This is a genomic window from Exiguobacterium abrahamii (genome assembly GCF_015645365.1).
GTDB lineage: Bacteria > Bacillota > Bacilli > Exiguobacteriales > Exiguobacteriaceae > Exiguobacterium_A > Exiguobacterium_A abrahamii.
This window is the reverse complement of record NZ_JADOYC010000001.1, coordinates 1641812-1654788: the sequence shown is the minus strand read 5'-3', so window position 1 is coordinate 1654788 and position 12977 is coordinate 1641812. Positions and strand designations below refer to the sequence as shown.

At 49.1% G+C, this 12977-nt stretch carries 12 protein-coding genes; 11 read left to right on the top strand and 1 reads right to left on the bottom strand.

The annotated features are described in order from the left end of the window. The first annotated feature begins 78 nt into the window (after window positions 1-78). The 5 genes from ITJ88_RS08590 to ITJ88_RS08570 all read left to right on the top strand — a co-directional run bounded on the left by ITJ88_RS08590 (window position 79) and on the right by ITJ88_RS08570 (window position 6431). Entirely contained in the window at window positions 79-1200 is a 1122-nt protein-coding gene (locus tag ITJ88_RS08590) for an exonuclease SbcCD subunit D (RefSeq protein WP_195865364.1), read from the top strand. Further along, window positions 1182-4187 (top strand): AAA family ATPase, encoded by a 3006-nt coding sequence (locus ITJ88_RS08585; protein ID WP_195865363.1) that lies wholly within the window; start codon window positions 1182-1184, stop codon window positions 4185-4187. Before ITJ88_RS08590 ends, ITJ88_RS08585 begins: the two co-directional genes overlap by 19 nt. Before the next feature lie 13 nt (window positions 4188-4200). Next, on the top strand, window positions 4201-4992 hold the full coding sequence (locus ITJ88_RS08580) for an AAC(3) family N-acetyltransferase (RefSeq protein ID WP_195865362.1): 792 nt from the start codon (window positions 4201-4203) through the stop codon (window positions 4990-4992). A 57-nt stretch (window positions 4993-5049) separates the two neighbouring features. Then, window positions 5050-5787, top strand: a complete 738-nt coding sequence (locus ITJ88_RS08575) for a Bax inhibitor-1/YccA family protein (protein WP_195865361.1) — start codon at window positions 5050-5052, stop codon at window positions 5785-5787. A 104-nt stretch (window positions 5788-5891) separates the two neighbouring features. After that, window positions 5892-6431, top strand: a complete 540-nt coding sequence (locus tag ITJ88_RS08570) for a class I SAM-dependent methyltransferase (RefSeq protein WP_195865360.1) — start codon at window positions 5892-5894, stop codon at window positions 6429-6431. Window positions 6432-6483: 52 nt separating this feature from the next. On the opposite strand, the gene ITJ88_RS08565 is transcribed toward ITJ88_RS08570, so the two are convergent. Further along, window positions 6484-6789 carry a hypothetical protein gene (locus ITJ88_RS08565; protein WP_035398001.1) on the bottom strand — a complete coding sequence of 102 codons (306 nt, stop codon included), beginning with the start codon at window positions 6787-6789 and terminating at the stop codon, window positions 6484-6486. A gap of 129 nt (window positions 6790-6918) precedes the next feature. On the opposite strand from ITJ88_RS08565, the gene ITJ88_RS08560 reads away from it, so the two are divergent. The 6 genes from ITJ88_RS08560 (at window position 6919) to ITJ88_RS08535 (ending at window position 12842) form a co-directional block, all read left to right on the top strand. After that, window positions 6919-7653, top strand: coding sequence for a nuclease-related domain-containing protein (locus ITJ88_RS08560; protein WP_195865359.1), 735 nt, complete (start codon window positions 6919-6921; stop codon window positions 7651-7653). A 75-nt stretch (window positions 7654-7728) separates the two neighbouring features. Further along, complete coding sequence (locus tag ITJ88_RS08555; RefSeq protein WP_023467873.1) at window positions 7729-8151, top strand: MarR family winged helix-turn-helix transcriptional regulator; 423 nt, start codon at window positions 7729-7731, stop codon at window positions 8149-8151. Window positions 8152-8220: 69 nt separating this feature from the next. Then, a complete protein-coding gene (locus ITJ88_RS08550; RefSeq protein ID WP_195865358.1) occupies window positions 8221-9231 on the top strand; it encodes an ABC-2 transporter permease in 1011 nt (336 codons plus the stop codon). Between the two features lie 183 nt (window positions 9232-9414). Continuing rightward, window positions 9415-9729, top strand: coding sequence for an ArsR/SmtB family transcription factor (locus ITJ88_RS08545; RefSeq protein WP_195865357.1), 315 nt, complete (start codon window positions 9415-9417; stop codon window positions 9727-9729). 129 nt (window positions 9730-9858) lie between these two features. After that, window positions 9859-11163 (top strand): arsenic transporter, encoded by a 1305-nt coding sequence (locus ITJ88_RS08540; RefSeq protein ID WP_195865356.1) that lies wholly within the window; start codon window positions 9859-9861, stop codon window positions 11161-11163. Window positions 11164-11183: 20 nt separating this feature from the next. Continuing rightward, window positions 11184-12842, top strand: coding sequence for an FAD-dependent oxidoreductase (locus tag ITJ88_RS08535; protein WP_195865355.1), 1659 nt, complete (start codon window positions 11184-11186; stop codon window positions 12840-12842). Window positions 12843-12977: the final 135 nt, after the last annotated feature.

Sequence of the window (12977 nt, the reverse complement as noted above, 5' to 3'; positions counted from 1 at the left end):
CAAACGGATGTTCGTCGCAGAACGAACGCTTGCATGCTACACTTAAGCTACTATATTCAAAAAGTGAGTGTGATGAAGATGAAATGGATACATACTGCCGATTGGCATCTCGGCAAAATCGTTCATGGCGAGTCGATGCTCGAGAACCAACGGGCGGTCCTAGCCGACTTTTTGGCACTCGTCGACCGCGAACAACCAGATGCGATCGTCATTGCGGGTGACTTGTACGACCGCGCTGTACCACCAACGGAAGCCGTCGAACTGCTTGACGAGACACTGGCTGCCTTGATCCTTGACCGGGATATCCCGGTCGTTGCGATCAGCGGAAATCACGATTCGGCCGAACGGTTAAGTTTCGGAACGACGTTACTCCAACGGGCCGGTCTGCATCTCGTCGGAAAACTAACGCCGGTCATTACTCCGGTCACGATTAAAGGAGTGTCGTTTTACCCTGTGCCATTTGCGGATCCTGCGACCGTTCGGTACGTACACAAGGACGAAACGATCAAGACACATGATGATGCGATGCGGACGATCCTTGCCGGGTGTAGTCCGGACGGACCGAGTGTCCTCGTCGGTCATGCCTTTGTGATTGGTGGACTCGAGACGGATTCGGAGCGGCAATTGTCCGTCGGAACGGCAGGGCAAGTTAGCGCAAGCCAGTTTGCACCGTTTACGTATACGGCACTAGGTCATTTGCATAATCCACTTGCGATTCAATCCGAGACGGTTCGCTACAGCGGATCGCTCTTGAAATATTCATTCTCGGAAGCCCATCATGTCAAAGGGGTCGATGTGTTGACGTTGAACGATACGGGTACGTTCGATCGTCGGTTCGAACCACTTGCACCAAAACGTGATTTGCGGGAATTGACTGGAAGTCTCACTGAGCTGACAGACCCGGCATTCGTCGCGACACAAAACACGGACGATTACTTAAAAATCAATCTAACGGATGGTGAAGCCTTGATGGATCCGATGGGCAAGCTGAAGAAAATCTATCCGAACATCCTGCATCTCGAGCGAATCGGATTCGTCCGCGAGAGTACGCGTGCGGTCAAGGCGTCGCGGGAGCAAGTCAAGGATGCGTCCGTTGCGGATCTATTCAGTGAGTTTTATGAAGCAGTCCGTGAGAAGAAACCGACGGAAGCGATGCAAGCCGTCCTGAAGGAGGAAGCGACATGCGCCCAGAACGACTGACATTACGCGCCTTTGGACCATTTGCTGGTGAAGAGACGATTGATTTCACTGCACTTGCCGGACGGACGATGTTCGTCATCTCCGGGAATACCGGAGCAGGAAAAACGACGATCTTTGACGCATTGACGTTCGCCCTGTATGGCGAGACGTCAGGCGGCGAACGGGAAATGAGCGAACTGCGAAGTCATTTTGCCGTGCCCGAGCAAAAGACGGAGGTTGAACTGGAGTTTACGCTGAAAGGGGAACGGTACCGGATCATCCGCCAACCGAGTCAACCGCATCCGGTCAATAAAACCGGCTACTCGCATGAAGCCGAGCTCGCTCGGTTCGACGGGACGACGTGGAAACCGCTCGCGGTCAAGATTCCGGAAATCAAACAACGGGTTCAAGAGCTGATTCAGCTCGACCATAAACAGTTTTCGCAAATTCTCCTGTTGCCGCAAAACAAGTTCCGCGAACTATTGATGGCAGAGTCAAAAGACAAACTCCAGATTCTCAAACAGCTGTTCAAGACGGAACATTACGGTGAGTTCCAGCAACGTTTGCACCGACAAGCGCTCGATCTTGCGGCACGCATTAAGGAAACGAAGACAAAACAATGGGCCAAGCTTGAGGAACTACCTGTGCAAGCGAACTGGAGTGAGTTGACGGAAAGAGACATCCGGTTACGGATGGAGGCGTTGACGACGGAACGGGACGAATGGTTAACGGCTGCCCGTCAAGCTGAAGTAGAGACCCGTGCGATCGTTGAGAAGAAAACATCGCAATTGCAACAAGGCGAGCAACTCGAAGCGGTTTTTCAAGAGCAGGAGCGACTTCAACAGACGGAACAATTGCTACTAGACCGCCTACCGGAAATCAAGCGGATGCAAGAAGAAGCAATGGCGGCTGAGCGCGCTCAAATCGTCGGACCGATCTATGACCAGTGGCAGCAGGATCAAGAACAATTGACGCAACTCACGCGTCGAAAACAGGAAACCGAACAGCACATCGCTCGCTTGAGAGAGCAACAAGAGGTCGTGCAAGCAAAAGTCGATCGATTGCTAGCGGAGGAACCACAGATCGAGCAACTCAGTCGTCGTCTCGAAAAGATTCAAGAAGAGCGCGAACGCCTGGAAGCAGAAACGGCTTTACGACAACAACAGCAACAACTAGTAGAACGTTTGAAGCTTCTTGACCCAGAGCCATTACGGAAGCAACTCGAACAAGCACGGACAGAACGTAAGACTATTCAAGAACAACTGCATCCATTGCAAAACGTTGGAGCAGAGCGCTTACAGGTGCAAGAACGGCGCTTCATCCTGCAACAACTAGCGACAAAGATGGTGGAACATGACAAATTGGAAGTAGAACGGCAACAGTTGATCGTCCGTGGCACGAGCGTCCGGGATCAAAAAGAGGCAGCGGCGCGCCAGTATGAAGAAGCGCGTAGATACGAACGGGAACAACTGGCTGCTGAACTTGCCAAAGGATTGACGGACGGGACGGCTTGCCCGGTTTGCGGCAGTACGTCGCATCCACATCATGCTGTCGCCGTCGCAAAGGAACTATCCGTCGATGTAGCACAACAGCGGTTCCTTGAAGCCCAACAAGCGCATCAAGAATTACAAGCTTCGTACCGGACGGTTGCGGAGCGTCTGCAGCAACTGACGACCGAGATGCAAAAGACGAGTGAAAACGAGTCATCTCATGCGGATGTTTCAGTACAGCTTCGAGAAGTCGAACAGACGGAAGCCCGATTAGCGGCAGCGCAGACGGAAAAAGCGCGTCTTGAGACTCGTCTGCAACAACTCGAACAATCCATGGATCAGCTACAACTAAAGATCGATGCAATGATCAAAGACCGGACCGGCATTGAATCGGAATTGGCACACTTGACGGGTCGGTTAAGTCAATCAGGAGAGTCCGCGAAATCGCTACCAGCACTCCGTGAGGAACAAAAACAGGCAGAAACACGTATCGAGCAGTTCAAACAAGACAAACAGCAACAGTTACGCGAGAAGGAACAGCTCGATCGTGACTTCGCGGAACACCAAGGTCGATTCCGTCAATTGACCGAGGCATCTGCTGAACAAAACGACCGATTAACGAACCGCGAAAACGCATTACACGCAGTCCTGGCAGAAGAAACGTTTTCGACGATTGAAGCCTTCCGTGAAGCGAGACGGTCTCGTGACGCGCTTCGTCAACTCCAAGAACGTTTGGAACAAGATCGCCTCGAACGGCAGGAACTGAAGCTGAAACAGGAACAAGCCCGCTTGAAGACGGAAGGTCAAGTGCGTCCGGACCTTGAACAGTTGCGGATGGATGTGAAGACGTCGTCGGTCGAACTGACGGAGCGGACCGATCGACGTGTCGGGCTCGAGAAGGAACGCGCACACATCGATCAATTGATCGCGGCTTGGGAGAACTTGCAACGCCAGATTGAGGACGAGGATGCGAGATACGGGGTCATCGGTGAACTCGCTCGCGTCGGTGTCGGGGAGAATGCGCAACGGATGACGTTCGAAACGTATGTCCAGACGGCATACTTTGATGAAATATTGTTCGCCGCAAACCGGCATCTGCACGAGATGACATCTGGTCGTTTCCAGCTTGAACGGAAAACGGAGGCAGGAAAAGGACAGAAGAAATACGGGCTTGATTTAAATGTCTTTGACGCTTACACGTCGCAAACGCGTCACGTCAAGACGTTATCCGGTGGCGAAAGCTTTAAAGCATCCCTTGCGCTTGCGCTCGGATTGTCGGAAGTCGTGCAAGAAGCAAGCGGTGGCGTGTCACTTGAGACGATGTTCATCGATGAAGGATTCGGAACACTTGATCCAGAATCACTCGAACAAGCGATTGAGACGTTGCTCTCGATTCAAGCGAGCGGTCGCATGGTCGGGATCATCAGTCACGTCCAGGAACTGAAGTCACGAGTTGACGCAAAAATCGAGGTCAAACAAGGAAAAACGGGGTCGACGATTGCACTAGTCGTCGAGTAAGGAGATAAGATCGATGGAAACACGAAACATGGTCACGAAATCACAAATCAAAGAGGCGTTACACGAATTAGGTGTGACGCCCGGTATGAAACTGTTCGTCCATACGTCACTTAAACAAATCGGCTGGATTCCCGGCGGCGTACAAGCATTGATTGAGGCATTACAGGAAGTCGTCACGACGGAAGGGTTAATCATGATGCCGGCGCAAAGTACCGATAATTCGGATCCGAAGAACTGGAGCCAACCCGCTGTGCCTGAAGAATGGTGGGAAACAATTCGTCGGGAGATGCCGGCATATGATCCGGCAAAAACGGTCACGCGCGGCATCGGTCGTGTTCCGGAAGTCTTCCGGACGTATCCCGGCGTCGTTCGAAGCAATCATCCGATGTGGTCCGTGACTGCTTGGGGGAAAGATGCGACGACGTTCGTTGCCGATCATACATTAGAAAATGGCTTCGGTCCCGGTTCTCCGATTGAACGCTTCATCGAGGCGGACGGTCAAATTCTGCATATCGGTTCCCCTTGGGATACGACGACCGTCTGGCATTACGCGGAATACGGGTTAAATCGTCCGGACGTCGAGGATGGCTGTAAAATCAAAGAGGGAACGACGGAACGATTCATCCATTACCGACACCGTCAAATCGATAGTGACGCGTTTGGTCCGATCGGCGAAGCGTTAGAAAGTGCCGATTTCGTCACGTCCGGTCTGATCGGACAAGCGAAATCGTACCGCATCGATGCGAAAGCCTCGATCCCAGTCGTCATGTTGCAATTAAAAGCGCTTGATCAATGGTTATTTTGAAACTTTTTCGGGAAACCTTCGTAGTAGAAAACAGAATCACAAAAAGGAGTGAAAGCAATGGCTTCGCGTTTTAAAGTAAACCCGGCATTGCGTCGCGGATTCGATACGGCACGTGTCGGAGAACGACCAATGACAAAAAGCGGTACGATGAGCAAGATTTTCTTGATGCTCGCTCTCGTCACGGCAGCAGCAGGGGGCAGTTGGTTCTTCCTCGCAGAAAACCAAGCGTTCCTATTCCCGGCATTAATCGGTGGATTCGTCATCGGTCTGATCCTTGCCTTGATCATCACATTCAAACCAGCAACAGCTCCAGTCCTTTCTCCGGTTTATGCGATCGTTGAGGGTGTGGCAGTCGGAGCGTTATCGTTGATGTTCGAAAGTATGTACCCAGGAATCGTCGGAAAAGCAGTCGTTGCGACATTCGTCGTCGCGTTTGCGATGTGGTTCGTCTACTCGACGGGGATGATTAAAGTGACGCAACGTTTCCGTTCTGCGGTCACAGCAGCGATTCTCTCGATTTTCGTCTTGTATGCGGTCAACTTGATTCTCGCGTTATTTAGTGTCGACCTCCCATTCATGACAGGTAGCTCACCGATTGCGATCGGCGTTCAGTTCGTCATCGTCATCGTGGCATCCTTGTCACTCGTAATGGACTTCGATTTCATCTCCCAACAAGTTCGCGCCGGTGCTCCGAAGTCGATGGAGTGGGTTGCAGCATTCGGATTGATCGTGACGATCATCTGGCTCTATATCGAATTACTTGATCTCTTGTATCGCCTCGCGGCGCGGGATTAACAGCAATAGACGACGGAGAATCCGTCGTCTATTTTTTTATCGAAAGCAGGGATGGTCGCGGAAAACAAGAAATGATAAAACGTAACTGAAAGGAGAGAAGATACATGAAAGAACGTATCGTCATTGGAGCAGGACCGTATCACAACAATCCCGGTTGGTATCATTCACAAGAAGATGAGTTGAATTTGCTCAATCGGTCCGATTGGGAACGATTGTGTTCGAACGACACGTTGCAAGCGATTCTTGCGGAACATGTCTGGGAGCATTTGACATTCGAAGAAGGGATTGACGCGGCACGTCATTGTTTTACATACCTTGCACCAGGAGGATACGTCCGTTGTGCAGTGCCGGACGGTTATTTTCGGGATGAGGCATACCAATCAATCGTCCAAGTCGGTGGTCCCGGTCCAGTTGACCATCCGGCAGCGAGTCACAAAATCGTCTATACGTACGAAACGTTACGGAACGTATTCGAAGAAGCTGGGTTTCAGGTACGTTTTCTCGAATATTTTGATGAGAATGGGGTGTTCCATCAAGCGGATTGGGACGGCGCAGACGGTATCATTTTACGTTCGAAACGATATGATCCCCGTAATGCAGAACAGATGAGATTTCCTTCGTTGATACTTGATGCATATAAATGAATACATAGTTGAAAAAGACCATCTGAACTTCGCTGTCAGATGGTCTTTTTGATCATAGTCCGTGCTCACTTTTTAATTGATCAACGTATTGTTTTGCTTCGAGCAAGGACGATCCGAGCGTCTCTCGAACGCGTTTGACAGCTTCAACCGTCTTTCCTTCATGAAGCAACTGAACCAGTTCGACTTGTAACGCAGCTTCTTCTAGTGACACCTCATTCAGACCGAGGTGCTCCTCGATCCGTTGTAGTTTCTTCAGAATTGTTTGTTGGCGGCGTTTCGCTTCGTCTGCTTTTTGAGATAAGGACATCCAGATGAAGAATAAGACGATTAGTGGTGCGAACGTGACGACAGAATCCATGGTAAACACCTTCCTTTGTTTCACCGTACCATAGAATAGTCGCCATAACAAATAGTGGAAAATGATGCAGAAATTGATTATGCTGATATAGTGGAAATAAAGGGTTAATATGGAAAGGAGATAAATCTAGTGGATAATGTGTTAGTGACATTCTTACCGCTCTTGATTCAAATCGGACTGATCATGGTACTGTTCTTCGTCGGAACGTTTGGTCTGTTTTTCTTCGTAAAACGCAGTTCGTATCACAGTAGTCGTTATTATCGTTTAACGCGCGAACCGTTTTTACGGATTGTTCGTGATAAAGGGAAATGGGGCGAATACTTGACGACACGTCAACTCGATCAAGTTTCCGGATACGGCACGTATGTCTTTAATACATACTTACCACGTGCGCGTGGAGAAGGAACGACGGAGATCGATGTGACGTTCATTCATGAAAGTGGCATCTATGTACTCGAATCGAAAAACTACAGCGGGTGGATTTTCGGACGCGAGCAGGACCGTCAATGGACGCAGCAGTTCCAGAATCGCTTCAAGCAACGGTTCTATAATCCGATCAAACAAAATGAAGGGCATCTCAAAAGTATGCAACGCTTCTTAGAAGGAACGGATCCCGCGCTCTTTCACTCCTTGATCGTCTTCAGCGAACGCTGTGAACTGAAAAAAATCACGGTCGATTCAGCACATGTCCGTGTCTTGAAACGAAACGTCTTACGTAAGACGATCGAGCAACTCGCGACAGAAAAGGCGTTGACACCGAGTCAAGTCGATACGATTGCGGGAAAACTCGGAGTTCATTCACAAGTCGATCGTGCCACGCAACAAGCGCATATCGATGGGATTCGTCAACGCCAGGCAAAATGAGACCGTTGACGGACTTGTTCTTCTTCAGGTATAGTGGATAAATAATAAGTAGTGCAACTATATGGAGATGATGGGATGAAAGAATCGGAATGGTCGCTTGGCATGCAATTATCCCGTAGTTATTATGCGTTCAAACGTGCTGCTGCTAAACGGATGGAAGCGTTCGGACTGACACCAGAGCAGTTTTCTGTCCTGAGCGAACTCGCTAAACAAGATGGTGTTTCGCAAAAACAGCTGGCACTCGTGACAGAACGTGATCAAACGACGATTGGTAAGATTCTCGATAAGCTCGGTAAAAAAGAACTGATCGTTCGGACGCCGGATCCCCGGGACCGACGAGCGGTTCTGCTCTTGATGACACGAGAAGGACGCGACATCGTCGATCGCCTCGGCCCAGAGCTCGATCAGCTACAACTCGAAGCGTTCCGTGGACTATCGCGAGAGCAAATCGAGCAATTAAAGGAAACACTTGAGACCATTCACCGGAATGTGACGTGAATGGTTTTCCTTCGGACATATAGTTGCACATGATATTATAAGTAATGCATATAAAAAGGAGATTGTAATATGAAAGCATGGAAAGATGTCTGGTCAATGACACAAACGAAAGTGGGGCTCGTCTTCGCGATTGTCGTCCCGCTCTTGTTCCTCGTCGTCTGGATGACTGGTTACGAAGGAACGACGGAACGACTCGATCAATTGAACGTCGGTGTCGTTGGCGAAGTGAACGACCCGTTCGTCACATCACTAAAGGAGGCACCGTTCACGGTCCAAGCAGTTCCGACCGAAGCGAAAGGGTTGGAAGCACTCGATGCCAATGAAGTCGATCTCGTCCTACAAAAGGATGATACAACGCGTCAACTGACGGCACACGTCAGCCAGACGAATGCTGAATTTGCGAATGCGATTCTCGAGCGGGCAACGGAAACGATCGGCAAACAGCTGAATGGTAAGTCGACGTTTACGACATCGGTCGTCACGGAGCATGCCGTCTCGGATTTTGCCTTGTCGATGCTGCCACTCGTCCTCGGGTTCGTCATCTATATCGCGACGATGACGATGGGAATTCAATTCAATCTCGTCAGCACGATCTTGAGTAAGCGTCATTCGATCTGGTCCCTATTTTGGAGTCGCCAACTATTACACGGGATCGTCCTTCTGGTCGTCCCATTACTACTCGTTTCCGTGGCACATGTATTAACGGATATTACGACACCGTTCATCAAACTATGGGCGTTTGAGCTCCTTGTCGTCGCGACCTGTATCGCCGTCACGCAGATGAACTTTGCGATATTTGGACCGATTGCGCCACTTGTCAATGTCGCATTGATTCCGTTCCAGTTGATGACTGCCGGAAACATTGTGCCGGCGAAGATGCTGGCACCGTTCTATCAATCGCTTGGGACATTTCTACCCGTTCCGAATGCAGTCTCCGGTTTCAGTCGATTGCTGTTCATGGATGGTTCAGTAGAGACACAGGTGCTTCATTTATCACTGATTGGTCTCGGTAGTTTCATCGTGACATGTTTAGTGGTGAGTTGGAGAGAGCAACGACAAGCACGACGTGTAGTTGCATGAAGAATATTAAGAAGAATCGTCATCGAATGAGATGGCGATTTTTTTGTTTGAAATCGATTTACGAAAAAATCATTGCATAACAAAATCGTTATATAATAATATGGTTATGTGAAAAGCGAAATTGATATATTCGCTTCTGTATCATGCATGGATTATACGTTTAAGAGAAAGGAGGTCTCTTCATTGATCGAGACAGCAAAACGGGTAGAAGAGATGAGTCAGTTCTTGAAGCTACTGAGCGATGGAACACGTCTTGAAATTTTGCGAAGACTACACGTTCGGGAGCATTGTGTCTGTGATTTCGTCGAGATGTTTGATATTTCGCAACCGGCAGTCAGTCGTCATCTAAAATTATTGCGTCAATCCCAGCTCATCTTGGAACGACGGGAACGACAATGGATTTATTTTCGAATCAATCCAGATCACCCACAACACAGATTGTTATTGACGATTTTAGAAGAAATGGACATGCCGGACATCCCGGATAGAAGTTGCTAAGACACATTGTGGATGAAATGGATTAGCCCGAGTAAGGCAGGGGAATTAAAACGATATTCCATTCTGAGTGACACGTTCAAGGATGACGAATCGTTAACAGAACCACTCGAAATTTAATACAGAAATGAAGTGAACGCATTGACCGGTACACATTTACTAGCGATCGGAATTTTTCTGATCACCTTATTCTTAATCATTAAACAACCGAAAGGACTCGGCATCGGTTACTCCGCGATGGGAATGGCGCTCGTTGCGCTATTGACGGGAGTCGTCAACCTCGATGATGTCTCGACGGTCTGGGGCATCATCTGGAATGCCACCTTTACTTTCATCGCTCTGATCATCATCTCATTGATTCTTGATGAGATTGGGTTCTTCGAATGGGCGGCACTCCATATGGCACGCATCGCACGAGGTGGTGGTGTCAAACTATTCGTGTACATGACATTACTCGGTGCTGTCGTTGCTGCTTTATTCGCGAACGATGGGGCAGCCTTGATTCTGACACCAATCGTCCTCGCGATGGTTCGTCACTTGAAACTTCCGGATTATGTCGTGTTAGCTTACGTCTTCGCTTCCGGATTCATTGCCGATACAGCCAGTTTGCCGTTCGTCGTCTCGAACCTCGTCAACATCGTCTCAGCAGACTTCTTTAACATCGGGTTTACGGAGTATGCGTCACGGATGGTGTTCGTCAATCTCTTTTCTGTCATCGGCAGTCTGATCGTCTTGTATCTCTATTTCCGAAAGAGTATTCCAAAGAATTACGATGTCGCGCAACTCGTCGCACCCGCGACAGCGATCAAGGATCAACGGATGTTTAAGCTTTCATGGTTCGTCCTCATTTTGCTTGTCGTTGGATACTTTACGAGTGACATCATCGGCATTCCCGTCAGTCTTGTCGCTGGAATCATCGCTTTGTTCTTCTTATTGATGGCACGCCGTTCACCGAGCGTACCGACGAAAAAGGTCATCGGTGGTGCACCGTGGGCGATCGTCTTCTTTTCACTTGGCATGTACATCGTCGTCTACGGACTGCAAAATGCCGGATTGACACAAGTACTCGCTGACATCATTGATGGCTTTGCAACGAATTTAGCAGCCGCAACATTTGGTATGGGCTTCTTGGCTGCCATCTTGTCGTCGATCATGAATAATATGCCGACCGTCATGATCGATGCCCTTGCGATCGACTTGAGCCAGGCAACTGGAACGATTCGAGAAGCGCTCATCTATGCGAACGTCATCGGATCTGATCTTGGACCGAAGATCACGCCAATCGGTAGTCTAGCGACATTACTTTGGTTACACGTGCTTCGGACGAAAGGCGTGAAGATTGGTTGGGGGCAATACTTTAAGATTGGAACGATTCTGACGATCCCGACACTTGCCATCACATTACTTGGCTTGTATATCAGCTTGGTACTTTATTGATTTTTAAGGAGGAACGAAAGATGAAATTGATGATTATTGGTTCAGTGGCCGCGGGAACATCCGTAGGAGCAAAAGCACGTCGAAATAGTGAAGAGTTGCAAATCACGATTTATGATCGGGATCAGGACATTTCGTATTCAGGTTGTGGGATTCCCTACTTTGTCGGTGGGGAAATCGCTGATATCGATGAATTGACACCACGCGATGCCGCTTTCTTTAAAAAACGGTATAACATCGATATTCACACACAACACGAAGTCGAGTCGATTGATCATGCGACAAAAACAGCTACCATTGTCAATCTCCTGACAGGGGATCGATTCACGGACACGTATGATACGTTAGTGCTGGCAACCGGTGCTTATAGTATCGTTCCACCGCTTCCAGGCGTTGAGCATGAGAATGTCTTTACGGTTCGAAATGTCCGCAATGCCGACGCGATCCGGTCCTACATTGATGCCCATGATCCGAAAACGGCAACGATCGTCGGTGGAGGATTCATCGGACTCGAGATGGCAGAGCAATTGACGTATCGCGGCATTCAAGTCACGCTCGTCGAACGCTTGCCGCAAGTCATGCCGCCACTTGATCGCGATATGGCAGAACGTGTAGCGGATCATTTGAAAGATAAAGGGGTATCCCTTTTGCTTGGCGAATCCGTGACAGCGTTCAACGGAGAAGAACGTGTTTCTGAGGTCGCGCTTGAGAGTGGAAAAACGATCGAGACGGATCTCGTCATTTTATCGGTTGGCGTTAAGCCGAACACGGGTCTTGCGAAGCAGATCGGTGTAGAGCTTGGTAAAACAGGGGCGATTGCAGTCAACCGTCACATGCAGACGAATGTAGCTGATGTTTACGCAGTCGGTGACGTCGCGGAGAGTTTCTCCGTCATCACGGGTGAAGCACTTTATCGTCCGCTTGGTTCAACAGCGAACAAGATGGGACGGATTGCCGGCATGGTCATTACCGGAGAAGAAGCGGAGCACCGTGGGATCTTAGGGACGGGTATCTTCAAGGCATTCGATTTGACAGTCGCTCAAACAGGTTTGACGGAAAAAGAAGCGCGTGAGTCAGGCTATGACATCGAAGTCTTGCATAACATCAAACCAGATCGTCCGGAATACATGGGCGGGAAAGAGATGACAATCAAAGCGATCGCTGATCGGGCGACAGGGCGAGTTCTCGGAGCCCAGATCGTAGGTCCGCAAGGTGTCGATAAACGGATTGATGTCCTAGCGACGGCGATCACCTTTAAGGCGAAGGCAGAGGATTTATTCCATCTCGATTTAGCTTACGCGCCACCGTTCGCGACGACGAAGGATCCCGTTCTCTACACGGGAATGGCACTCGATAATGCTATCAAAAAAGCAGCGCGTTTGATGACGCCGAATGAATTGATTGACCAAGTCGCGGGTGGGAAGTCGTTCCAAATCATCGATACACGCTCGAAAGCACAATTTGAAAAAAATCATGTTGATGGAGCGATTCATATTCCACTTGGTGAACTGCGGACGCGGGCGAAGGAATTAAATCCGACGTTGCCGACGATTGTCTACTGTAATAAAGGGGTAACCGGGAATGCTGCGCAAAACGTCTTGAAAAACCTTGGATTTACGGATGTATGCAACTTATCAGGTGGCAACAAGAACTATCAACATATCAAAAAATGTTTGTCATAATATTGATCCATGTAGCGTGATGATCCTATTCGTTTAGGAATCATCACGTTTTTTTGTTGCCAAATCGTTAGAAATAGGATGTTTTTGGTGTATCGGGAGACGATATAACGGAAGACGTAGTAAGGAAGTGAGAAA